This is a genomic window from Mesorhizobium yinganensis, from assembly GCF_040081985.1.
In the GTDB taxonomy this organism is placed as follows: domain Bacteria; phylum Pseudomonadota; class Alphaproteobacteria; order Rhizobiales; family Rhizobiaceae; genus Kumtagia; species Kumtagia yinganensis.
The window spans coordinates 276,329-299,143 of the sequence record NZ_JBEBMH010000002.1; the positions used below are offsets into that span (position 1 = coordinate 276,329).

A 22,815-nucleotide genomic window follows, 5' to 3' on the forward strand; every position below is an offset into this window, starting at 1 on the left:
TACCCGGAAGAATGCTCCGCACCGTCCTGCTTACGCTGCTTGCCGTTGCCGTCGCCATAGGCGGCGGGACCGTCAGTGTGCTGGTGGCGCTGGACGTCCCGGAAGGCGTTGGCACGGTCAGTGTCGGCGGTTGGACAGCCTTGCCCGACGCAGGCGCGTTTGCGCGCGACCCCTATTCGAATGCACGCTCTATTCGTGAGGGACTATTGCCACTTGGCCGCATGGAGGGGCTCACCTTCGTGGCGGCGCGGGATTCGGCCGGCGACAAGCTCCGGCGCGAATGTGCCTACACGATCGAGGGTGCGCTGCCGACAGCCAGGCTGTGGACGTTGCATACCGCCGACAAAGAGATGCAGCCCATCGCTTCCGGCACTCGCAGGCAGAACTTCCTGAGTTCCCGCGACGTGCTTTTCTTGTCCGATGATTCGCTGCTGATAACGGTCGGTGCGCGGGCAGCGCCTGGCAACTGGCTGGCCACCGGTGGCAGCGGCCCAATGCGGCTCGTGCTCATCCTCTATGACACGCCTCTGGCGGCCGACCCCGATCTTGGTTCGATCGCCATGCCACAAATCATCAAGGCGGGCTGCGATGACTGAGGATCAAGTACGGTCCAAAAGCCTGCTGCCGCCACTCGTGGCGCGCCTCGCAAAAGGATCGCGCTGGCCGCTTGCCTATGCGCTGTCGCTCGGGTTGGTCGGCGCCGCCATCGTCCACATTGTCGTCCTGCTGCTTGTGCCGGAATTCGCCGACCGCAATGCCTGGACACATCTTGCGGGCATCGCGCCACCCAATAGGGCGACTCCGCTCGAAGGCGATGCGCTGAAACTCCTCAAAACCCCGGATCCGGCCTTTCAAATCGCGGCCTGCCGCTTCGACCTGGCCGAGGGCGCCGTTCATGTCGCAACGGCGGGCAAGGTGCCGTTTTGGTCGGCGTCGGTCTATGACCGCGGCGGCAGAACACTCTTCAGCCTCAGCGACCGTTCGGGAACGAGCGATGTCCTGGATTTCGTGGTTTTGACGCCGGACCAGATGGTCGAGATCCGCGACGATCTGCCGGAAGATTTCGCCAAATCGGTCTTCGTCGAGGTTCCCGACGACGAAGGCATGCTCGTATTGCGAGCCTTCGCCCCGGACGACAGTTTTAAGCCGTTCGTCTCACAATTCATATCGGAAATGCGTTGCGCACCGCGCTGACGCGCGCGAGCCGCATTTCCCGAAAAGGCTTTACTCAGCTAGTCGGGAGCGGCTGCGGCTGCAACTGCGCGATCCAGGCGGCCGGCGACCATTTCTGCCCACTCGCCGCTTCGGGCGCGCGCTCGTAGCGGACCCCGGGGAAGATGATGACCGTGGCGGAAGCACCCTTTTCCCGGGTCTTTCCACCGGACGATTTACGCGGACGAAATGCCAGTACGTTGCCCATGTCGTTTGCCTCTCGACTGTGGGGAGCAACCACGCAACGCCTCCACCATCGATAAGGCCAGCAGACGGTTAACAGTCTTCTAACAAATCTTAGCTAATTTTCATTTTTGCCGGGCGGCCTTGCATGCGGCCGGTGTGTATCGAGTGTGGCGGGCGTTTTTTCCGTGTCAGCAGCAGACTTTCGGGACATCGTTGTAAAGAACGACGGCGGCAAGGGGGAGCGCCTGTTCCGGGCGTCGGTCTCGGCGTTCTGCGCGATCACCCGACCGTCGCGGCGCGAGGTCACGCAGCTCGAGGATCTCACGCTTCCGCTTTTCGATCAGGTCTCGGCGGAAGGTCGGCGCTTTGTCGCGGCCGCGCTTTCGGAATGCGCCATCGCCCCATCCCGGCTGATCGCCAAACTGACCGACGACCGCATCGACGTCGCCGCGCCGCTGCTCATGCGTTCCAGCCTGCTGAGCGATGTCGATCTGATCGCGTTGATAGCCAGGCACGGCATCGCCCATGCCCGCGTCATCGCCCGCAGGCCGGCGCTGAACCCCACCATCGCGCAGCTCATCCGGGCGCTGGAGGCCTCCATCTCGGCCATGCCGAAGATCGTCCGCATGTCCGAGGCAGCGTCCAAGCCGGTCGAACAGGCGATTGCGCCGCAACCTGAACGCGGCCAGGCGGCGGAGGAGGTACGGAGCCGGCTGCGCGAGATGATGCGGTCCGATCTGCGCTCCGCCTATTCGCTGGAAACCCATGTGCCCGCCGATCGTTCGGCTTTCGGCAAGCTTCGCGATACGGCGCTGACCGGCAACGACACCTTCTTTCAGACCGCGCTGGCCGACGCGCTCGGCATGAACCTTCCGGCCGCGCGCGCGATCACCGAAACATCGACCTATTCGTCACTGCTGGCTGCGTTGCGTGCGCTGGATCTCAGCGAGGAACAGGCCTTCATGATTGCCGCCGCGATCTTTCCGGCTCAGTTCGCACATCCCGAAGCCATCCGCATGTTCGTGGAGCGCTACCGGGCCTTGGACTACGACGCGGCCCGCGAGCGGGTACGTGGCTGGAAACTGGAGATCGTCGCCAACTGGCTGCAATGGAGTTCAGCCGCCGGCCGTGGCCGGCGTTCCGCGCGCCCGGGCAATGCCGACAGCTCCGAGACGAACGAGCGCTTCAGGGCTTCGTGATCGACAGCAGATCGGCCGGCGGCTCGCTGCCGGCCTCGATCTCAACCACCCAAATGTCCGGATCGAACCGCTGTTCCTTGGCGAGCCGTGCCGCAACATCCGCCTCCTCGCCGCGCATCAGTTCTGCGAACAGCCGGTCTTCAGGCCGCCCTTCCCCGTAACTGGCCTGCGCGGCCGGACCGAACAGCGTCGTCTCGCCCAGCCGGTCGCGGCTGGTCACGAACACCGCCCCGGCCTCGGAGGCGCCCCGCCGCACCACTGCGCCGTAGCCGCCGCTGGAGAACACCCGGCGCAGCAAGGCGGAGACGAACAAGTCAGATGTGACGCGCATGGGCTGATCGGAGGCTGCCGCGGATTACGATGCCCGTCTAGCGGCCGATCCAAGGGCGTGCAATAACCCTTTGCCTGCTGCTACTTCACATAACCCAGTTCGCGCATCTTCTTGTACAGCGCCGCGTCCGGCTCGCCGGTCACCTTGAGCCCGAAGATCGACTGGAATTCGCGGATGGCGTTCCTGGTCTTGCCGCCATTGACGCCGTCCACGTCGATGCCCGCGTTGCCGAACGCCTTCAGCCCCACCTGCACCTTCTTCGTCAGGCTGGCCAGTTCGGCCTTAGCCGCATCGTCGACCTTTGCGACCGCAGGCTCCGGCTTGGCGGCCGGCTCGGGTTTCGCCACGGGCATAGGCTTGGCTGCCGGTTGCTCTGCCGCCGGCTTCTGCGCGGGCTTTGCCGCCGGCTGTTGCTCAACCTTGCGCGGCGCGGGTGAAGGTGTGATGCCGGCGGTCGTCGGCTCGATACCGAGTTGCAACAGCAGTTCCTCGTCCACGCCCTGCGCGGCCGCCAGTCCCACCTTGTTGCGATAGGTCTCGATCGCTTTTGCCGTCGCCGGGCCGGACAGACCGTCTACCGCGCCGTCATAGAAGCCGAGCTCCTTGAGGATGCCTTGCACCTGGGCCGTTGTCTCATCCGCCGCCGGCGGAGCCGGCTTTGGTGCGGCCGGCGCCAGGGCTGGCTTTGCCGCCGGTTCCTGCGGCCGCTCGATCAGGAAAGTGGTCTCCGGCTCGGCCGGTTGGCCGGCGTCCGAATGGCGGACAAAATCCCGGGTTGGGAAAAACGCGCCACGATGCGCATGCGGCTGGTACCAGATCGCATTGGCCGAGACATAGCAAAAGGCGACCAGGAACGCTGTCGAGCCGCCGGCGATCACCGGGTTTCGCGCGATCATCGCGCCCAGCGCCGACGCACCGCCGAGCAGCGGCGCGCGCTTCGCGGGAGCGCGCTTAGCTTGCTTTGCGGAGCGTGCCATACGCATACTCTCCTGATGCTGCTCCAGACGGCCGCGCTGGTCCGACGCTGCTTTCCACACCGGCCGGCCCGTCGATCGGCAGGCTGATCGTCACCGTCGTGCCATTTCCGAAAGCGCTGTCGATCGACATCGTGCCTTCATGCAGCGCCACCAGCCCCTTGACCAGAGCCAATCCCAGCCCTGTCCCTTCGAACTGCCGTGTATAATCGTTCTGCACCTGCGCGAAAGGTTGCCCTAGGCGGCTCAAATCGTCGGCGGCGATGCCGATGCCGGTATCGCTCACCCAGAAATGCAGGCGCGAACCGATACGCTTGGCGCCGAGCGAAACCGCGCCACCATCCGGCGTGAACTTGATCGCATTCGAAAGAAGGTTGAGCAACATCTGCTGAACCGCACGCTTGTCGGCCTTTATCTCGCCGTTGGCGGGCGAAATGTCCATCGCCAGCGCGATCCCCTTGGCCTCTGCCTGCAGACGGACCATGGCGGTGCAAAGCGCCGCCGCCTCGGCAAAGCGGAACGGCTCCGGATTGGTCGAATAGGACCCCGCCTCGATCTTCGACACATCGAGGATGGAATTGACGACGGCCAGCAAATGATTGCCCGCCTCGCGCACGATCTCCACATTCTCGCGCTGGCGCGGGTCGGGCAGCGGGCCGTGCACCTCGCAGAGCAGCATGTCGGAAAAGCCGATGATCGAATTCAGCGGCGTGCGCAGTTCGTGGCTGACGGTCGCCAGGAAGCGACTCTTCGCCACTTCCAGCCCGGCATTCGCCTCCTTCATCGCGGCCAGTTCAGCCCGCAGTTCGGCGACCTCCGAATTGTCCCGCAGCCTTCCGACGATTTCCGCACCGGCGCGCGTCAGGTTTATGATCAGCGACCGGTGGACTGGCGCCGCTCCCTCCTTGAGCGCCGGCAGCCTCAGCCGCAACTCGACCTTGCGACGGTCGGCGCCATCGCGAAGGTCCGCGAGGGCGCAGAGCAATCCCACCCGGTCACCCACATGCACCCGCTGGAAGAAACCGGTGCCGATCAGCAGGTCGGGATCGATGCCCAACAAGTCGCGGGCCGCGGGATCGATGTCGAGCAGGTCGCCATTGACGGCGAAATGCACGGCGACCCGGTCGGCATCGATTTCGGGCAGTGCGCTCATGCCAGCCGCATTGCGCTGCGCGGCCAGAAGCGTCGCGGTGCGCGGCAGAAGCACACCGCCATAGGCCAGCGGCAGCAGCCAGTGCCAGGCGGCGGGGCCGGCGCCGACAAAAAACGAGCCGTCCGGCAACGCCTGCATCAGCAAGGCAGCAGCCATCGCGCCAAAGCCCCAGGCCAGTGCCCTCCTTGTTCGGAAAGCCAGCCATGCTTCCAACGGCAGTGCCACGGTGATCAGTGCCAGCGGCGATTGCAACCCGCCGGCCGCCGCAATCAGGAACGCAATCTGCACAGTGGTCACCACCAGGACCGACGCGAGCACCGGGCCGGCATTCTTCCGGGCGGTCACGGCAAGCGCCCCCAGCCCGCAGCCAAGGAACGAGGCGCAGATAAAACCGAAAGTCGCGTCGGCGCCTATGCCGGAAGGAAGCAAGGTCCAGGCAGCGGCCGACACTAGGAACGGGCACGCCAGCAGCATGACGAGGATACGCCGCTGGCCGGTCCGTTCCGATTCGTCGACGGCGCGCGGGCGCATGAGGCGGTCGCATGCGACTGCGACGGCACGCATCAGCCCGGCGTATCTGGTCGCGAACAAATTCAACTCAACGCATCCGGTACAGTCTACAGTCCGCCTCGCGGATCGATCTTGGTTAAAATCGACCCTCGCACCCAGCGTTTAAGGAATGAATAAAAGGCGCCGCATCGGTGAAGTCCCGGCGCGGCGAAATTCAGGTTCAGCTCCGGTTGGCGTCCCGCGACTTCGTTCCATAGTAAACGGAGCGTTTCAAGATGCGCTGGGGGTCCGGCGAATGCTTTTACCCTGCCGCATTTCGTCTCGACGGGAAAATCGTCATCTTTCCAATGCGTTATATGATTGACGAAAAATGAACGCTGCAATCTTCAATTGATTTCCATTTTGCGGGACGTCCAAAAGTTTAGAGTTCGTTTCGAACAAGTCGAAAATACCAACTACCGGCACAAGTGCTTTTTCAATGGCTTGTGGCATTGTGTCCGTGTTGAACCGGACAGCCCCAAAGGCTTTCCGGCGCACGGAGATAGTGAGATGGGCTTCCTGTTGCGAATCGCGTTCTGGTTCTCACTGGTGCTGCTGGTGATTCCCTTCAACCTCGGCAACGAACAGCCGGGTGAGGAACGCGTCGGCGCCATTGAGGCCTTCCTTGCGGCGCGCGATGCCATCACCGATCTTTCCGGCATTTGCGAACGCAAACCGGAAGTTTGCGAGGTCGGCAAGTCGGCGATGAACACGGTCGGCGTCCGCGCACGCGAGGCCGCCCGCATCGCCTATGAGATGCTCGACGAGAATTTCGGCGATACCGACAAGGCTACGCTGACCGGCACGATTCCGCGACCGGACGAAACGGTTCCGCCCGCCGTCAAGCCCGCGCCAGTCCCTCCGAAACCCTGAGCCAGAGCCGCTGCACTCCACTTGTCTGCCGCCTCGCCGATTTTTCCGTGACGCAGCCGCGCTTCGCGCCTATATCCCGCTCATAATGAACACGATCCAGGCAATACGCGACGACTTCGCTTTCCTCGACGAATGGGAAGACAAGTATCGCTACGTCATCGACCTCGGCGAGGCGCTGCCGCCTTTCCCCGAGGACGCACGCGACGCTGGGCACAAGGTCCAGGGCTGTGTCAGCCAGGTCTGGCTGGTGTCGGATCGCGGTGAAGGTCCCGATCCCGTGCTTACCTTCCTCGGTGATTCCGACGCGCATATCGTGCGCGGTCTCGTCGCCATCATGCTGGCGCTGTTTTCCGGCCGCCGCGCCAGCGAGATCGTCTCGACCGACGCGGAAGCCCTCATGCGTTCGCTTGGGCTCGATGAACATCTGACGCCGCAGCGCGCCAACGGGTTGCGGGCAATGGTCAGGCGCATCAAGCAAGACGCGCAGAGCGCGCTGACCGAAAGCGTCTGATCGCCGGCTCTCGGAGATGGGCTGCGCTGGCACGCCCTGCTTGAACATCCCGATGTCCGGGTAGAACCACTTCAGCCCGTCGGATCTGCTCGTCTGCTCCGATGCGCGTTCGTGGACGCCCCGCAAGGGATGACCTTCAGCCAGGAAGGCGAGGCCGCCACGGAGCAAACCTCTCCTCACATCATGTTCTCCGGGCGATAACCTTCAGCGCCCCAATGCAGGACTACATGTCCACGGCCACTGCCGGCCGGATGGTAGTGGCGCGCCAGCATCCCAAGCGCGGTCTTGAGCAGCATCTTGGCCGAGCGCGCCGGCCAGAGACGTTCGCGTTCGACCGTTTCCAGCCCCTTCAGGAAGCAGCATATATCGACGAGCAGCCCGGACAGTTCCGGCCCAACCGCCTGTAGCGCCCGGTCGACCCGCTGGCGCGCCGCAAGCGCTGCGTCGGTCAGGTCGGCAATGCCGTTGACATCGCCGCGCCGCCCGGACGATGGACTGGCTTCCCAGTTGGCACCCAGCCGCTGCATGATACGGCCGCGGGTATAGTCGCAGCGCAGGCGCTCGCCGGCCGCGAACTCCACCTTGGAAAGAAAAGCCCGGCCGCTTTTCACCCTGAGCCGCATCAATTGAGCCAGCGGCGATTCCGCCAGGTTGATCTCGGCGGAGCCAATCACGCCATCGTCCGACGAGGCCGATGCAATTTCTGTGTCTCGATGCTGGCGCTGGAAGCAATCGCCTGTCTCGCCGGCCCGCAGTTCAGCCTTGCGACCCGCTTCGGTCGCCTGAAGGGTGTTGCCGCGCCGCACGATCGATCCGCTGCTTGCCATGCGCCTTAGCACATTGGCCTCGATCGAGATCGTTCCCTTCTCGCTCCGCAGCAGCACTACCCCGCTGTCGGCTGCCGCCTCGACCTTCGCCGGCCCACCGGCAAGAAGCGCGAGGACACGCGCCGCCGCCTTTCCCATCATGTCGCGCGAATTCATGTCAGTACTCCAGCCTGTTGCGGAAGGCGGCGAGCGCCACCCGTTCCGTCATCGCTACGGTCCGGTCAAAATCATCGTCATCGCGCAGATCCTCGATCACGTGGCATGCGTAGCGCACCGTCGTGCGGTCGCGAGCAAAACCCCGCCCGACCTCCTGCATGCTGACACCGAGCGCGGTATGGGTGACATACATGGCGATCTGCCGGACACGTATTATTTCGGGCGCGCTCTTGCAGGTTTGGCGGATTTCCTTGCTCGACACGCCATAAAGCGCCGCGCATACATCGATCATCGCCTCGCAGACCTCCATGACGCGCTCGCCGCGCCGGCCGCTCGCTGGCAAGCCCGGCTTCACCCGGGCCGGCGGTTTCGCCTCGTCTTTCCTGAAAGCGGTTTGTGTCTGCACGTGGCCCCTCCGACATAGGAATTTCTTCTTATATCAGCAGAAGGCCGAGCGGGGAACAAATTGAGAACTAAATGGATATTCTCACGATGCGCCCCGTTGAAACGATTGGTTTTTTTGTCGCGAGAGATTTTTTCGACGCCGATTTTATCCCCGCCGCCGCCAGCGCCCGTAACCTTCGGCTTTCACAAAAGCAGGAATGGCGATGAGCACGATCGGTAGCGAAATCCGGGATTTTCTGGTCACGAAACGAGATGCGCGAGCGTATGCCGCGCAACTGGCCGCATTGCAAATTCTGTGCGGCATTGATCTTGCAGCGGCACTGGCATCGGAAGGCGCGGCCCGCGCCGGGGCAATCGCCCGCGTCGACCGGCTGCTCGTCCGCGAACGGATGAAGGGCCTAGCCGGCCATTGGAGCTACGACCTCAACCGTCACATCGCCCTGAAGCAGGCCGGCGACCGGCTGAAGGAATCGCGCGACGGTGGTACCGGAGCAACCCGACCGCGAACGAAAGACGGCGCCAAAAGGCGCCGCCAACGTAGAACGCAAGAAATCCGCGGACTTGCTGCCCGGTCTCGAGACAGTTGAACCGCTCAGCGGAACTGAATAGTGAATATCCGGCAGTCGACCGCGCAAACAGCGAGGCGCTCATTTGCCTCCGTCACCAGGTTGGAGTGTAGCACACGCCAATGACTGGCCGCCGGTGTAGAGTTCGCAAACCGGACTTTAGCGGCCGGTCTTCTTCTTGCGACCCAGGCCCATCTTCTTCGCAAGCTGCGAGCGGGCGGTGGCGTAGTTCGGCGCGACCATCGGATAGGAGGGGTCCAATGCCCACTTCTCGCGGTATTGGTCGGGCGTCAGGCTGTAGTGGGTCATCAGGTGACGCTTCAGCGACTTGAACTTCTTCCCGTCTTCCAAGCAGATGATGTAATCGTCGTGAACCGAGCGCTTCGGGTTCACGGCCGGCTTCTGCTTGTCGACTACCGGCTGTTCGGTGGGGCCGCCGACGCGGCCGAGCGCCGCATGAACATCGGCGATGAGGTTAGGCAATTCACCGACAGGTACTGGATTGTTGCTGACATAAGCAGCAACGACATCCGCCGTCAGTTCGATCAGCATTTCACCATTTTTGGTGGTCGTATCAGAGATATCCATTGTCTTCTGGCCCCAAGAGAGAGTGATTTAGCGCCCTGTCTTTGCTTGAACCACGCAGGGCTGCGACTGACTTGACACGAACGAGAGCGTTACGAGTCGCGTCCGCACGACTAAATGGGGCGGTTTGCAAGTCAAGTCAATACAAAACTCGGTATTTATAGCTGTTCGAACCAGTCGTTCACAATGTTGCGCTCGGAACTGCTAGCGTCATTTTGTCGGAGGTCAGTCGCATTCAACTGTTCTGTCGATATTTTGACGCGGCGTCACTGGCAGCCTTTGGGCCAACGATTGCTTGGAAACTGGTCCAAAAAGACCGATTACGCCCGTTTTCGTGGAATTCAGGTCCTGTACAACCTGAAGCGCCCGTTCAACGATGCGCGTATCGCCAATGGGAACGTCTATCTTAGTCGGCTCCCAGCCGCATCGCGTGCCTCAACGGCCTTGCCCACCGTTCAGGTACGACCGAGCAAATCAGGCGACCGAAGGCGTCGGCAAGCGTATTGTTTCGGCGGCATTCAAGGTTGACCGGCAAATTTCCGACACTCCTCGCATCCCGCGCAAACGAATTGCGCTCGCCATAATTCTTGCAAGGGTATTCGACATCAACCTCCTCCGTTATATCGGATCTTCAATGCCTCTGATCGCCCGGTTCGAATGCATCGACGCAGGCGGAGCAGGTGGTTCATCGGTCCTTCACTCGTCCAGCGAGATTCTATGGCACATTCTGTCTTCCCGTCCGTCACGCCTCCGGCAACCGAGGAGCGCCCCATCAGCGACACTCGCCATGGCATCACCCGCCTCGACGAGTTCACCTGGCTGCGTGCCGACAACTGGCAGGAAGTGTTTCGCGATCCGAGCGTGCTCGATCCGGCGATCCGCAGCCATCTCGAGGCCGAAAATGCCTATCAGCGGACGCTGATGGCCGACACGGAAGTTCTGCGTAAAACCCTTTTCCAGGAAATGAAGGGCCGCATCAAGGAGGACGATTCCTCGGTGCCGATGAAGGACGGGCCCTACGCCTATGGCTCGTCCTACAAGAAGGGCGGCGAGCATCCGCGCTTCTTCCGCACTCCGCGCGATGGCGGCACCGAGGAAATCATCCTGGATGGCGACCATGAAGCCGAAGGCAAGGCCTATTTCAATCTGGGCGGCATGGAGCATTCCGCCGACCACAAGCGACTGATCTGGAGTTTCGACGACAAGGGCTCGGAGTTCTTCACGCTGAAGACGCGCGACCTTGAAACGGACCAAGATCTCTCGGACATCATCGCCGACACTGCCGGCTCCGGGGTCTGGGATGCCGGCAATACGGGTTTCTTCTATACCCGCCTCGATCCTAATCACCGGCCCTCCAAGGCCTTTTATCACCGGCTCGGCACCGAGATGGCTGACGACCGGCTGGTCTACGAGGAGACCGACGCCGGTTTCTTCATGGGCGTGGGCGGCACCCGCGACAATCGCTGGGTGATGATCGGCATCAACGATCACGAGACATCGGAATACCGCATCCTCGACGCCGCCACGCCCGGTGCCGAGCCAAAGCTGGTGGCGGCGCGCGAGACCGGGCTGCAATATGATCTGGAGGAAGGCGGCGACATCTTCTTCGTGCTGACCAATGCCGACGGCGCGAGAGACTTCAAGATCATGACCGCCCCCATCGACAATCCTGTGCGCGAAAACTGGTCGGAACTGGTCGCGCACGAACCCGGCCGGCTCATCCTGTCCGTTGTCGGCTTCAGGGATTTCATGGTCCGGCTTGAGCGCAAGGACAGCCTTCCACGCATCGTCATCCGCGATCGTGCCGACGGCGCCGAACACACCATCGCCTTTGACGAAGAGGCCTATTCGCTCGGCCTCATGGGCTCCTACGAATACGATACCGACATTATGCGCTTTTCCTATTCGTCGATGACCACCCCCGGCCAGGTCTTCGACTACGACATGCGCACGCGCGAACGCACGCTGCTGAAGACGCAGGAAGTGCCTTCCGGCCACGATCCCGAGCACTATGTAACCCGCCGCCTGATGGCCCCATCGCATGATGGCGAACTGGTGCCGATCTCATTGATCCATCACATCGACACGCCGATCGACGGCTCGGCACCCTGCCTGCTCTATGGCTACGGCGCCTACGGCATCGCCATCCCCGCCGGCTTCAACACCAACCTGTTCTCGCTGGCCGACCGCGGTTTCATTTACGCCATCGCCCATATACGCGGCGGCAAGGACAAGGGTTTTGCCTGGTACGAAGACGGCAAGAAGCGGAAGAAGACGAATACTTTCCTCGACTTCATCGCCGCCGCGAAACATCTCGTCGCCGAGAACTATACCGCCCACGACCGCATCGTCGCTCAGGGCGGCTCGGCCGGCGGCATGCTGATGGGTGCGATCGCCAACATGGCGCCGGAAGCCTTCGGCGGCATCATCGCCGAAGTGCCCTTCGTCGACGTGCTCGACACGATGCTCGACGATACGCTGCCGCTGACCCCGCCCGAATGGCCTGAATGGGGCAATCCGATCGCCTCGGCCGAGGACTATCGCACCATCGCCGCTTATTCGCCCTACGACAATGTCGGCCCGAAAAACTATCCGCCGATCCTGGCGGCTGCCGGCCTTACCGACCCCCGCGTCACCTATTGGGAGCCGGCAAAATGGGTGGCGCGGCTGCGCAAACTCAAGACCGGCGACAATCCGGTTCTGTTCAAGATCAACATGGATGCTGGCCATGCCGGCGCCTCCGGCCGTTTTTCACGGCTGGAGGAGATCGCGTTCAATTATGCGTTTGCGCTGAAGGTCACCGGCAAGGCCGACGTGCCAGCCAACCCCTAACGTCGCGACGACAGGGATCACGACCGCTCACGCAGCAAGCCGCAATGCCGGCTGCTCCTCGCTCTCGACGTGCCCTTTGTCTCCCGCCAGTCGCCCAGCACATCGACCAGCGACAGCAGGGCCAGGCCGGCGGAGGTGAGATCGGCGTCGACGTGCCGCGATCATCCGGACGGGCGGTGCGGGTGACGATGACGGCCGCTTGGGGAAAACCTCCCGAGCCTCAAAATCCTCTCGGATGCGGCGGGATCGCCTTGAGATAGGCCGCAATCGCCGCGCGGTCCTCGGTAGCCAGTTTCGCCATGTTCTTCTGTACCTCGGCCATCGAGCCGCCGACCGAATCGAAATCCGGCGTAAAGCCGCTTTCGAGGAAATAAGCGATCTCGTCCTCAGACCAGCCACCAATACCGCCCTCGCCGCCGGTGATGTTGGGAACCTTGCCCTGCCCCTCGGCAGCAACTGCACCGGCCAGCCACTGCCTTTTCTCAGGCCCGCCGGCAAGATCGCGCGGCGTATGGCATTCGCCGCAGTGGCCGGGACCTTCGACAAGATATCGGCCGGCAAGCACATTGTCGGGCGTGCCTTCGGCAAACCCCACGACAGGCTGGTCGCTGAGATAGAGCAGTTTCCACAGGCCAAGACCGCGCCGGATATTGAACGGGAATTTCAACTGGTGCGCCGCCGCCTTGCCGGGAACCGCCGGCAGCGTCTTCAGATAGGCATGGAGATCACCGATGTCCGACGGCTTCATCCGCGCATAGGATGCGTAGGGAAACGCCGGGTAGAAATGCGAGCCGTCCGGCGACACGCCCTTCAGCATGGCGTTTGCAAGGTCGGCGGCACTCCAGCCGCCGATGCCGTCGGTCGGGTCCTGCGAAATGTTCGGCGCGACGAACGTGCCGAATGGCGTCTTCAACTCCACGCCGCCAACGAGTTCAAGCCTGGCGTCGCCTTGCGAGCCGGGCTTGGCGTGGCACGAGGTGCAGCCTCCCGCCAAGAAGATACGCTCGCCGCGCGAGGCATCGCCCTGCCCGACCGCCGCCAGCGTCGCCTCGTCCAGACGCTGCGGAGCCGACAGCACCCATCCTGCCGCCGCTGCCGCGCCGGCCAGGATCACGACGCCGATGGCAAGCTTGCCTAACAGTCTCATTCCGAGAGGAATCAGCCTTTCTTGATGCGGAACGCCTCATGGCAGCCGCCGCAATTCTGGCCGAGGACGCCGAGCGTCGCCTTGACGCCGTCGACATCCGCCGGCGGCGCGGCGAGCGCGGCCGCGGCATCGGTCTTGAACTTGTCGACCTTGGCCTGGAAGCCGGCCATGTCTTCCCAAATCTTCGGCGAGGCCGTGGTGTCGCCGCCCTTGTCGCTGCCGGCCGGAAACAGGGTCGCAACGTCAAGCTTCTGCGCGTCCTCATTCAGCGTCGTCAGCGCGGCGAGCACGGCTGCCGCGTCGAAAGGCTTCTCGCCCTTGGCGATGGCTGCGAGCTGTCCGGCTGCCTTGCCGTTGGCCTTCATTAGCGCCTGGCGGTCTGCGATCGGATCGGCGGTGGCCGCGGAAACGGTCAATGCGAACAGAGAAATGGCGAGGAGCAGTTTTTTCATGAAGGACCCTCTGGGTTGCGTATGGCTGCCTGAGGAGGCTAACGACGAGGTTGCACGACTTCTTGCGGAGCGCAACTTCACGGTTTCGTGAAGACTGGAATGCACAGTCGCCAGTCGGTCAGACCCAAGGCTTGCCGATCGTGAGAGACGATGGGCGCAGAGTGTCGCGCCACGGAAGTGGCATCACTTCAGCTCGAAGCCTCTGCCGTATACTCGTCCAAGCTCGTCGATGAGTTTGGCCTCGCGCTCGGTCAGATGGTCCTGGTCCACGAACCGCCAATTCCGCTCGTAGAGGGCAAAAACCTCCTCGGCCGCGATGGGGCGCGACGGATCACGGTTCCACACGAGCCGTTTAAGCTCGGGGAAGTCGGCCGGAATGATCTCGTTGCCGAAATGCAACGTCATGCCGCACGTATGACACGAATGCCGACAAGGGCGCCAAAACAACAAACCCCGCCTGCGCGGGGTTTGCGTATTGCGAGCAATGCTCGGACATGCGTAAAGCGAGCTTACTTCGCCTTCTCGTAGAGTTCGAGCACGTAGTCCCAGTTGATCAGGCTGTCGACGAACGCCTCGAGATACTTCGGCCGGGCATTGCGATAGTCGATGTAATAGGAGTGCTCCCACACGTCGACGCCGAGAATCGGCGTCGCGCCGTGCACCAGCGGGTTCTCGCCGTTCGGCGTCTTGGAAATGGCGAGTTTTCCATCCTTGACCGAAACCCAGGCCCAGCCTGAGCCGAACTGCGTGGTGCCGGCTGCGATGAAGTCGGCCTTGAACTTGTCATAGCCGCCGAGATCCGCGTCAACAGCCTTTTGCAGCGCGCCCGGCAGCTTGTTGCCGCCGCCAGCCTTTTTCATCCATTTCCAGAAATGGACGTGATTGTAGTGCTGCGCAGCGTTGTTGAAGAGGCCGGCGTTCTTGCCGAAGGACTGCTTCACCACCTCTTCGAGGGACAGATTGTCCATTCCGGCCTCGACGGCGAGTTTGTTGCCGTTGTCGACATAGGCCTTGTGGTGCTTGTCGTGGTGATATTCGAGCGTTTCCTTCGACATGAAGGGCTGGAGAGCCTCGTAATCATAAGGCAAAGCGGGCAGTTCGAAAGCCATGGCAATACTCCCTCGTTGGCTAGAGACCGGCCCTGATGGACCGGGGAAGATGGGTCGCGACCGTTGGCAAAACTCCGCCGCCGCGCGTCGGTTCCCTTCTAAGCAGGTTCCGGAAAACTGTCACACGGTTTTCCTTCCAAAACCTGCGGCAAAAAGAGATTCAAAACCGTCGCTTCCCGGCTCAGACGGTAGTGGCGTGCGCCCATTCCCAATAGAGTTCGCGCGCCTTGCGCGCCACCGGGCCGGGCTGCAGGTCGCGGTCCTCGATACGGGTGACCGGCACGACCTTGGAGTAGTTGCCGGTCGAAAATATCTCGTCCGCGTGGCGGAAATCGCGCACCGACAGCGTCTTCTCGATGGTGCGGAATCCATAGTCGCCGAGCAGGCCGATGGTGCGCGAACGTGTGATGCCGGACAGGAACGTGCCGTTCGGCGCGGGCGTGAACACCTGCCCATCCTTGACCAGGAAGATGTTGGAAGAACCCGTCTCGGCGACGTTGCCCAGCATGTCGAGCACCAGCGCGTTGTCGAAACCGCGCATGCGCGCCTCCAGAATGGCGCGCCCATTGTTGGGATAGAGGCAGCCGGCCTTGGCGTCGGTCGGCATGGTCTCGATGGTCGGGCGGCGGAACGGCGAGACTGTGAGCGAAAAACCGCTCGGCGCCGGCATCGGCACCTCGTAGAGGCATAGGCAGAAACGTGTCGAGTCCGGATCGGCCGGCACGCCCATATAGCCGCCGTGCTCGGCCCAATACATCGGACGGATATAGATCGCTGTTTTGCCGTCGAACTTTTTCAGCCCCTCCCACGTCAGGCCGACGATCTCCTCGACCGTCATGGTCGGCCTGAGCCCGAGGCTGATGGCGGAAGTGTTGACGCGTGCCGCATGGCGGTCGAGGTCGGGCGACACGCCCTCGAACCAGCGGGCGCCGTCGAACACGCTCGAAGCCAGCCAGAAGGCGTGGCTGCGCGGCCCGAGGATCGCGACATTGCCTTCGTGCCAGTCGCCGTCGACATAGGTCCAGGTGATGGTCTGCGCGGCCGCGGCAAGGGTCATGTCGAAGCGCCTCCTTTTGCGCGGTCATGGAAAGCCGCTTTGGCTGGCAAGGTCAACCGGGATCGCCAGGCAAAACGCTGGACCACCGCAACAGCCGACGCCGGAAAGCCGAGCCGCAACAATCTGCTTGCATTCCAACACTCCTTGGCCGACGAAAAGATATGCTGCACGCGGCCTACATTTTTGATGCCTATGGCACCCTGTTCGACGTGCATGCCGCCGTGCGCAAACAGGCCGGCCGCATCGGCCCGGACGCCCAGCGTCTGTCGGAGATATGGCGTGCCAAGCAGCTCGAATATTCCTGGGTTCGCACGCTGATGGGCGCCTACCAGGATTTCTGGGCGCTCACCGAGCAGTCGCTGGATTTCGCGATGGCCCAGATGAAGGTCGACGACCCGAAACTGCGCGCCGACCTTCTGGCCGCCTACTGGACGCTCGACTGCTATCCGGAAGTCCCGCATGTGCTGAAAAGCCTGAAGGCGGGGGGCGCACGGCTTGCCATCCTCTCCAACGGCTCGCCCGCCATGCTGGCGGCGGCGGTGAAGTCGGCGGCGCTCGAAAACGTCATCGACGAGATTTTCTCCGTCGATCCCGTGCGCCGCTTCAAGACCGACCCGCAGGTCTATGACCTGGTGGCCACCGGCTGGCGTCTTTATCCCGACGCCGTCTCGTTCCAGTCGTCCAACCGCTGGGACATAGCGGGCGCGGCGAAATTCGGCTTCCGCACGGTCTGGATCAACCGAAACAGCCAGCCGGACGAATATCGCGATTTTCCGCCTCGCCTGATCCTGCCTTCCCTGGAGGGCTTGCTCGCCGGCTGAACCAACCGTCGCGAGACTGTTGCACGGGCACAACACGATTTGGTGAACACATCTTCGCCACGCTGCCGTTGCATCGACGCTGGAATCGGAACCCCTATCTCCGCCGTTCATTGTTGAACGATTATGCGAGTCGGGTGCTCCGGCCGCGAAGCGAAGGGAAAAAATGGTTTCGGACAACAGACCCGCTCTGGCATTGACGCGCCGCCGCTTCCTTGGCGCGGCCGCGGCCGGAGCCGCTTCAATCGCACTCACGGCCTGTGCCAGCGCGCCGCGCGACGTCAATTACGTCGCAACCGAACCGCAGCCGCCGCCCCAAGCCGACATTCCGGAATTTGGCAGCTTCGCCAGCATGTACGCCCCGGTCTCGGATGGCGGCTTCGAGGTTCCCGGCGTCCCCACCGACAAGATCGACCAACAGTTCCTGCGCCAGGTCGTGCCCGATCCGACCGGCGAACTGCCCGGCACCATCGTCATCGACACCTCCTCGCATCACCTCTACCTTGTGCGCGAGGGCGGACAGGCCATCCGCTACGGCGTCGGGCTCGGACGCGCCGGCTTCGAATGGGCGGGCCGTGGCGTCATCCAGTCGAAGCAGATGTGGCCGCGCTGGTTCCCGCCGAACGAGATGATCGCCCGCCAGCCGGAGCTTGAACAATATCGCGCCAAGCAGATCGGCAAGAAGAACGAATGGGAAGGCGGCATGCCGCCCGGCCCCAACAATCCGCTCGGCGCGCGCGCCCTCTACATTTTCCAGAACGGCGAGGACACGCTCTACCGCCTGCACGGCTCGCCGGAATGGTGGTCGATCGGCAAATCGGTCTCCTCCGGCTGCGTGCGGCTGATCAACCAGGACATCATCGATCTCTACGACCGCGTCCCCGAAGGCACCAACATCGTCGTCGCCGGCGGCGTCGGCATGGGCGTGAGCCGGAACAACACCGCTCCGGCCGCCATCGGCGCGGATGGCGTGGCCCCGATCGGCACGGAACCGGCTGGCGTCGAGATCGGCGGCCTCGCCTCCGGTTGACGGCCGCCGCCCGGCGGATTGTACAAGCCAGCGCCGCGGTCTTCCCCGCCGTTCACGCCGGCCACACCGTATTGTGAATCGGCGTCCCCGGCTTTGTTCACAGCAAACAATGCAATTTGCGGTTGGCTGCCCTACGGCTCCAGGCGGCCATACGGCCGCCGAGGCCAGACCGTGTTGCACTCAAACCACACAGCCCTGCCTACCACATCTTCGCCACCGTTCGTCCCCGTTTGCGCCCGACTCCGACCGATCTATCCGCCGCGAAACGCTGGTGGAATGCCGCTGGCGTCGCACCGTCCGGCACGCCGGGCCGCACCCTTCAGATTGCAATCGAAAGACCAGGAAATGCCGACTGACCTTCCGCCCTCGCCCATCCTGTCCCGCCGCCGCCTGCTCGGCGGTGTCGGCGCCGCCGCCGCATCGCTTGCCCTGTCCGCCTGCACGAGCGTGCCCCGCGAGATGGCCTATCTGGCGCCGGCCGAGCCGGCGGGATCTAAGCCGCCGATGGAAGTCAGCGGTTACGAGGCGATGTATGCATCGGTCGTCGACGAGGGCTACGAGATTCCCGCCATCCCGCTGAAGAAGGTCGACAAGCAATATCTGCGGCGGCTTATCGACGACCCGACCGGCGAACGGCCCGGCACGGTCGTGGTCGACACCTCCGCCCACTATCTCTACCTCGTGCAGGAGAACGGCAAGGCGCTGCGCTACGGCGTGGGACTTGGCCGCGCCGGATTCGACTGGGCCGGCCGCGCGGTCATCCAGTGGAAACGTAAATGGCCGCGCTGGACACCGCCCGACGCCATGATCGGCCGCCAGCCCGAACTCGAACGCTACAGCGCCGCCAATGGCGGCATGGATCCGGGCTTGAAAAACCCGCTCGGCGCGCGTGCTCTCTACATCTTCCAGAACGGCGAGGACACGCTCTACCGCGTCCATGGCTCGCCGGAATGGTGGACGATCGGCAAGTCGGTATCGTCAGGCTGCGTGCGCATGATGAACCAGGACGTCATGGACCTCTACAACCGCGTGCCCAGCAAGACGCCGATCCTGGCGACCAGCGGCATCGGGGTGAGCTGAGCGAGACTGTTCCAACAGTTTGGCACGATTTTCGTCCGGACTGTTGGAACAATTGAATCATCTACATTTTCCGCCTCATCCGGCCGTCAGGCAGTACATCCGCTTGACGGCGGGTGCGGGCGCTGCTTCGCTGGGATTGGCGCGACAGGGTCCAAACATCCCGCGCCATGGGGTGCGCACAGATGGGCTTCCACATAGCTGCCATCGGGCACGGCAAGGGGGGCGCCGCGACCGAAACCTCGCTGCCCTTCGCCTATGCAACGGCCATCTTCGGCTGGCTGCTTTCCGCGGGCGTCTATATCGCGGCCAAATGGATCATCCCGGAAATGCCGCCCTGGACTCTCTGCTTCTGGCGGCTCGCGCTGGCCTGCGTGATCCTGCTGCCGTTCGTGCGCCGGCACTATCCGGCCATGATCGCCCTCATCCGCGACAGGCCGCTCGAACTGCTCGCAGTCGGCGTGCTCGGCCTGACGATCTGCCAGGGGCTGATCTATGTCGGCCTCGAATTCACCAACGCCACCACCGCCGGCATCATCATGGCGATGTCGCCGATGATCACCATGGTTCTGGCGCATTTCCTCCTTGCCGAAAAAATGAGCTTCCGGCAGGCCGCCGGGGCGGCGATCTCCATGCTGGGGATGATCGTCATCGTCGCGCGGGGCGACCTTCCCGCGCTGCTGCGGCTGGAGGTGAATGCCGGCGAATTGCTGATCGTCGGGAGCGCGCTTGCCTGGGCGCTCTATACGGTGCTGCTGCGCCGCCTGAAATTCGGCATCGAGCGGCTACCGCTGCTGGTTCTCCTGCTCGGCATGGGTGCGCTCGGCGCAGCACCACTCTACCTCTGGGAAATTTTGTCGGGCCATCGCACCGCCATGGATACGAGCGGCCTGCTTGCGCTCGCCTATGTGGCCGGGCCGGGCGGCGCGTTCATGTATTATCTCTACAACCGCAGCGTCGACACGCTGGGCGCCAGCCGCGCCGGCATGATGCTTTATCTGCAGACCGCCTTCGTCGCGATCCTGGCCTACATGTTCCTCGGCGAGCGGCTGCAGGGATTCGACATGGTGGGCGGAGCCTTCATCATCGCCGGCCTTCTGACCGCCATGCTGCCGACGCGCCAGGCTACCCCGGCGGCGTCATGACGCCCGACACCAAAGGCCGCTGATCCTGACTGTTGCTCCACCGCCGGGCGGCGTCGTTTGTGCAAGATTTCTCGGATCCGGCCCGTTACGTCCGCTTGTAGACGCACCATAGGGACGCAGTATCAAGACTGCCTTGGCCTCGGAGCTCAAACCCATTGTTGTAGTAGAATTGGAGGCTGCTCGGATTGGACGTGTCGAGATAGACCCCGTGTGATTGTGTATCCGCGCGCGAGAGCGCGCAAAAGGCGTCGAGCATCGCCTTCCCCGCTCCCGTTCGCTGAAACGAAGGATGTATCCCGATCACGCCCAGATAATAATGCTCCTCGATCGGCTGATAAGCCTCGCAGATTTTCTCGTAGGCCGCGAGGCGTGCCGCAAAGCCGGGGACGCGGACTTCGAACTGGCGCCATTCAGTGGCGAGCACGGCCGGCCATGTCGGGCGCGAGGTGTCATACCCCATCGTAACGCCCAGAATACTCCCGGCCTCCTGCAGCACATGGGCAGGCATCCCGAGCGCAATCCTGGCCCTGAGCAGAATGGAGAAAAAGTCCGTCGCTCCGGCGCGAATGCCGTCAGGGTTTTCGCGAAAGAGATACGACATCAAAGGGTCGTCGGCGAACGCATCGCCCAACGCGGCGACCGCCTCCCCTGCGTCGCCAGACACCGCACTTCTCACCTTGAACATTGCAATGCGACAGGCCGTGAATTTAACGCCGTGATAGCACGAAATTCAGAAAAGCCGCCAACAGCCTGAATGTCCCAAAGCCAGCACAACGGCGCGTCTAGGAGCGGTGGAAGCTTCCGCCCCGCGCCAATCATTTCTTGAGGCTGCCCAGGATTCCCCGCACCAGTGCCCGTCCCAGCGACGACCCGACCGAACGCACCACCGACTTGATCGCCGCCTCGGCAACCGTCTGGCGGTTGGACGGGCGCGGCCCGGCGGGCGCTCGCTGCCTCGAAGCGGGCTGATTGCGATCCTGGGGTGCGGGCTGGGAGGAATCGCCGCCGAAATCCGGAAGCGTCCAGCCTCCGCCGCCCTGTCCGCCCGTCTGAGCCTCCGCCTCCTGCTGCTGCGCCTGCGCGGCCTTCTTCTGCAACATCTCGAATGCCGATTCGCGGTCAACCGCCTGGTCGTACTGGCCGGCAACCGGACTTTCGAGGATCAACTTCTTCCGCTCCTCCGGCGCGATCGGGCCGAGTCGCGACGCCGGCGGCCGCATCAGCGTACGCTGCACCATCGACGGTATGCCCTTCTCCTCCAGCGTCGAGACCAGCGCCTCGCCGGTGCCGAGCTTGGTGATTGCCGACGCGCAGTCGAAATCCGGATTCGGCCGGAACGTGTCGGCGGCCGTGCGCACCGCCTTCTGCTCGCGCGGCGTATAGGCGCGCAAAGCATGCTGCACGCGGTTGCCGAGCTGCGCCAGCACCGTCTCCGGCACGTCCAGCGGATTCTGCGTGATGAAGTACACGCCGACGCCTTTGGAGCGGATCAGCCGCACGACCTGCTCTACTCGGTCGATCAGAATCTTCGGCGCCTCATCGAAAAGCAGATGCGCCTCGTCGAAGAAGAACACCAGCTTCGGCTTGTCCGGGTCGCCGACCTCGGGAAGCTGCTCGAACAGTTCCGACATCAGCCAAAGCAGGAAGGTCGCGTAGAGCCGCGGGTTCATCATCAGCTTGTCGGCGGCCAGCACGTTGATCGCGCCGCGCCCGTCGCGCGTCGTACGCATCAGGTCGGAAATGCGCAGCGCCGGCTCGCCGAAGAAATTCTTCGCGCCCTGCTGTTCGAGAATAAGCAACGAGCGCTGGATCGCGCCGACCGACGGTTTCGTCACATTGCCGTAGCGTGTCGAAATCTCATCGGCCCGCTCGGCGATGTTGGAAAGCAGCGCCTGCAGATCTTTCATGTCGAGCAGCAGCAGACCTTCCTCGTCCGCGATGCGGAAGACGATGTTGATGATGCCTTCCTGCGCTTCGGTGAGGTTCATCAGCCGCGACAAAAGCAGCGGCCCCATCTCGGAGACGGTGGCGCGGATCGGGTGGCCCTGCTCGCCGAACAGATCCCAGAAGATCACCGGGAATTCCTGGAACTCATACGGATCGAGCTTCACCTGCTCGGCGCGCTTGACCAGAAAATCCTTGGCCTCGCCCATCATCGCGACGCCGGAAAGGTCGCCCTTGATGTCGGCGCAGAAAACCGGGACGCCGGCATTGGAAAAACCTTCCGCCATTACCTGCAGCGAGACCGTCTTGCCGGTGCCGGTCGCGCCGGTCACCAGCCCATGCCGGTTGCCGTATTTCAGCAGCAGCTCTTCCGGCCTCTGGTAAGAATCGTCCGGCTTGCGGCTGGCGCCTAGAAAAATGCTGGCGGGCTCGGCCATGAAAATGTGCTCCCGGATACCTAAAATGCCGCACCGAACATCATTCGGTTGCAGGGCAATGGTATAAGATGGCGTTTGCCGCGCGACAATCGGTCCGACGTGCTAAAATGCCAATGCGGGCTTGCACTTAAGCGCCACGTTTGGCAATCGGTAGCAGCGCCTCCTTTGTCCGTCCGCGGCGCACCGGCACCATGGCATAGATGAGCCGGCCGGTGGTTGCCGAGCGTAGGAGTGACGAGG

General features: G+C 63.2%; 26 protein-coding genes. 12 read left to right on the top strand and 14 right to left on the bottom strand.

Features of this window, described 5'->3' with window-relative positions:
* Positions 1 to 11 precede the first annotated feature (11 nt).
* Positions 12 to 596, top strand: coding sequence for a DUF1214 domain-containing protein (locus tag ABMA59_RS04895; protein WP_349004190.1), 585 nt, complete (start codon positions 12 to 14; stop codon positions 594 to 596).
* Positions 589 to 1,194, top strand: a complete 606-nt coding sequence (locus tag ABMA59_RS04900; RefSeq protein ID WP_349004191.1) for a DUF1254 domain-containing protein — start codon at positions 589 to 591, stop codon at positions 1,192 to 1,194. The genes ABMA59_RS04895 and ABMA59_RS04900 overlap by 8 nt, the downstream gene beginning before the upstream one ends.
* Positions 1,195 to 1,228: 34 nt before the next feature.
* Here the strand turns inward: ABMA59_RS04900 and ABMA59_RS04905 are convergent, their stop codons facing one another.
* Entirely contained in the window at positions 1,229 to 1,420 is a 192-nt protein-coding gene (locus tag ABMA59_RS04905; RefSeq protein ID WP_349004192.1) for a hypothetical protein, read from the bottom strand.
* 163 nt (positions 1,421 to 1,583) lie between these two features.
* Here ABMA59_RS04905 and ABMA59_RS04910 point away from each other — a divergent pair, with 163 nt between their 5' ends.
* Entirely contained in the window at positions 1,584 to 2,597 is a 1,014-nt protein-coding gene (locus ABMA59_RS04910) for a hypothetical protein (RefSeq protein ID WP_349004193.1), read from the top strand.
* Here ABMA59_RS04910 and ABMA59_RS04915 read toward each other — a convergent pair.
* From ABMA59_RS04915 to ABMA59_RS04925, 3 genes are all read right to left on the bottom strand, one after another.
* Positions 2,584 to 2,928, bottom strand: coding sequence for a DUF1491 family protein (locus ABMA59_RS04915; protein ID WP_349004194.1), 345 nt, complete (start codon positions 2,926 to 2,928; stop codon positions 2,584 to 2,586). The genes ABMA59_RS04910 and ABMA59_RS04915 overlap by 14 nt on opposite strands.
* Positions 2,929 to 3,008: 80 nt before the next feature.
* Positions 3,009 to 3,905, bottom strand: coding sequence for a peptidoglycan-binding domain-containing protein (locus ABMA59_RS04920; RefSeq protein WP_349004195.1), 897 nt, complete (start codon positions 3,903 to 3,905; stop codon positions 3,009 to 3,011).
* The gene (locus ABMA59_RS04925) at positions 3,880 to 5,646 is read right to left on the bottom strand and encodes a sensor histidine kinase (RefSeq protein ID WP_349004196.1); all 1,767 of its coding nucleotides are present in this window, start codon (positions 5,644 to 5,646) and stop codon (positions 3,880 to 3,882) included. The genes ABMA59_RS04920 and ABMA59_RS04925 overlap by 26 nt, the downstream gene beginning before the upstream one ends.
* A 468-nt stretch (positions 5,647 to 6,114) precedes the next feature.
* Between ABMA59_RS04925 and ABMA59_RS04930 the strand changes: the two genes are divergently transcribed.
* Together ABMA59_RS04930 and ABMA59_RS04935 are read left to right on the top strand one after the other, a co-directional pair.
* A complete protein-coding gene (locus ABMA59_RS04930) occupies positions 6,115 to 6,477 on the top strand; it encodes a DUF5330 domain-containing protein (RefSeq protein ID WP_349004197.1) in 363 nt (120 codons plus the stop codon).
* 82 nt (positions 6,478 to 6,559) lie between these two features.
* Positions 6,560 to 6,988, top strand: coding sequence for a SufE family protein (locus ABMA59_RS04935; protein WP_349004639.1), 429 nt, complete (start codon positions 6,560 to 6,562; stop codon positions 6,986 to 6,988).
* Positions 6,989 to 7,164: 176 nt separating this feature from the next.
* Here ABMA59_RS04935 and ABMA59_RS04940 read toward each other — a convergent pair whose 3' ends face one another.
* Entirely contained in the window at positions 7,165 to 7,971 is an 807-nt protein-coding gene (locus ABMA59_RS04940) for a DUF6456 domain-containing protein (protein ID WP_349004198.1), read from the bottom strand.
* A 1-nt stretch (position 7,972) separates the two neighbouring features.
* Entirely contained in the window at positions 7,973 to 8,377 is a 405-nt protein-coding gene (locus ABMA59_RS04945; protein ID WP_349004199.1) for a helix-turn-helix domain-containing protein, read from the bottom strand.
* 71 nt (positions 8,378 to 8,448) lie between these two features.
* Here ABMA59_RS04945 and ABMA59_RS04950 point away from each other — a divergent pair, with 71 nt between their 5' ends.
* Together ABMA59_RS04950 and ABMA59_RS04955 are read left to right on the top strand one after the other, a co-directional pair.
* Positions 8,449 to 8,583 carry a hypothetical protein gene (locus tag ABMA59_RS04950; RefSeq protein WP_349004200.1) on the top strand — a complete coding sequence of 45 codons (135 nt, stop codon included), beginning with the start codon at positions 8,449 to 8,451 and terminating at the stop codon, positions 8,581 to 8,583.
* Positions 8,574 to 8,963 carry a hypothetical protein gene (locus tag ABMA59_RS04955; protein WP_349004201.1) on the top strand — a complete coding sequence of 130 codons (390 nt, stop codon included), beginning with the start codon at positions 8,574 to 8,576 and terminating at the stop codon, positions 8,961 to 8,963. The genes ABMA59_RS04950 and ABMA59_RS04955 overlap by 10 nt, the downstream gene beginning before the upstream one ends.
* A 138-nt stretch (positions 8,964 to 9,101) precedes the next feature.
* Here ABMA59_RS04955 and ABMA59_RS04960 read toward each other — a convergent pair whose 3' ends face one another.
* Positions 9,102 to 9,530, bottom strand: a complete 429-nt coding sequence (locus ABMA59_RS04960) for a Ros/MucR family transcriptional regulator (protein WP_349004202.1) — start codon at positions 9,528 to 9,530, stop codon at positions 9,102 to 9,104.
* A 714-nt stretch (positions 9,531 to 10,244) separates the two neighbouring features.
* On the opposite strand from ABMA59_RS04960, the gene ABMA59_RS04965 reads away from it, so the two are divergent.
* Positions 10,245 to 12,359 carry a S9 family peptidase gene (locus ABMA59_RS04965; RefSeq protein ID WP_349004203.1) on the top strand — a complete coding sequence of 705 codons (2,115 nt, stop codon included), beginning with the start codon at positions 10,245 to 10,247 and terminating at the stop codon, positions 12,357 to 12,359.
* Between the two features lie 220 nt (positions 12,360 to 12,579).
* Here ABMA59_RS04965 and ABMA59_RS04970 read toward each other — a convergent pair whose 3' ends face one another.
* The 5 genes from ABMA59_RS04970 to ABMA59_RS04990 all read right to left on the bottom strand — a co-directional run bounded on the left by ABMA59_RS04970 (position 12,580) and on the right by ABMA59_RS04990 (position 16,124).
* Positions 12,580 to 13,506: a c-type cytochrome gene (locus tag ABMA59_RS04970; RefSeq protein ID WP_349004204.1), complete on the bottom strand. Its 927-nt coding sequence runs from the start codon at positions 13,504 to 13,506 to the stop codon at positions 12,580 to 12,582.
* A gap of 11 nt (positions 13,507 to 13,517) precedes the next feature.
* Positions 13,518 to 13,958: a c-type cytochrome gene (locus ABMA59_RS04975; protein WP_349004205.1), complete on the bottom strand. Its 441-nt coding sequence runs from the start codon at positions 13,956 to 13,958 to the stop codon at positions 13,518 to 13,520.
* A 183-nt stretch (positions 13,959 to 14,141) separates the two neighbouring features.
* Positions 14,142 to 14,363, bottom strand: a complete 222-nt coding sequence (locus tag ABMA59_RS04980) for a hypothetical protein (RefSeq protein ID WP_349004206.1) — start codon at positions 14,361 to 14,363, stop codon at positions 14,142 to 14,144.
* Positions 14,364 to 14,467: 104 nt separating this feature from the next.
* Positions 14,468 to 15,067, bottom strand: coding sequence for a superoxide dismutase (locus ABMA59_RS04985; protein ID WP_349004207.1), 600 nt, complete (start codon positions 15,065 to 15,067; stop codon positions 14,468 to 14,470).
* Positions 15,068 to 15,248: 181 nt separating this feature from the next.
* Complete coding sequence (locus tag ABMA59_RS04990; RefSeq protein WP_349004208.1) at positions 15,249 to 16,124, bottom strand: branched-chain amino acid aminotransferase; 876 nt, start codon at positions 16,122 to 16,124, stop codon at positions 15,249 to 15,251.
* A 161-nt stretch (positions 16,125 to 16,285) separates the two neighbouring features.
* Here ABMA59_RS04990 and ABMA59_RS04995 point away from each other — a divergent pair, with 161 nt between their 5' ends.
* From ABMA59_RS04995 to ABMA59_RS05010, 4 genes are all read left to right on the top strand, one after another.
* Positions 16,286 to 16,945, top strand: coding sequence for a haloacid dehalogenase type II (locus tag ABMA59_RS04995; RefSeq protein WP_349004209.1), 660 nt, complete (start codon positions 16,286 to 16,288; stop codon positions 16,943 to 16,945).
* A gap of 163 nt (positions 16,946 to 17,108) precedes the next feature.
* Positions 17,109 to 17,972, top strand: coding sequence for a L,D-transpeptidase (locus tag ABMA59_RS05000; RefSeq protein ID WP_349004210.1), 864 nt, complete (start codon positions 17,109 to 17,111; stop codon positions 17,970 to 17,972).
* A 345-nt stretch (positions 17,973 to 18,317) separates the two neighbouring features.
* Complete coding sequence (locus tag ABMA59_RS05005; protein WP_349004211.1) at positions 18,318 to 19,052, top strand: L,D-transpeptidase; 735 nt, start codon at positions 18,318 to 18,320, stop codon at positions 19,050 to 19,052.
* Between the two features lie 182 nt (positions 19,053 to 19,234).
* Positions 19,235 to 20,194: a DMT family transporter gene (locus tag ABMA59_RS05010; RefSeq protein ID WP_349004212.1), complete on the top strand. Its 960-nt coding sequence runs from the start codon at positions 19,235 to 19,237 to the stop codon at positions 20,192 to 20,194.
* Positions 20,195 to 20,279: 85 nt separating this feature from the next.
* Here the strand turns inward: ABMA59_RS05010 and ABMA59_RS05015 are convergent, their stop codons facing one another.
* Both ABMA59_RS05015 and ABMA59_RS05020 read right to left on the bottom strand, forming a co-directional pair.
* On the bottom strand, positions 20,280 to 20,858 hold the full coding sequence (locus tag ABMA59_RS05015) for a GNAT family N-acetyltransferase (protein WP_349004213.1): 579 nt from the start codon (positions 20,856 to 20,858) through the stop codon (positions 20,280 to 20,282).
* Between the two features lie 151 nt (positions 20,859 to 21,009).
* A complete protein-coding gene (locus tag ABMA59_RS05020) occupies positions 21,010 to 22,575 on the bottom strand; it encodes a helicase HerA-like C-terminal domain-containing protein (protein WP_349004214.1) in 1,566 nt (521 codons plus the stop codon).
* Between the last annotated feature and the right edge of the window lie 240 nt (positions 22,576 to 22,815).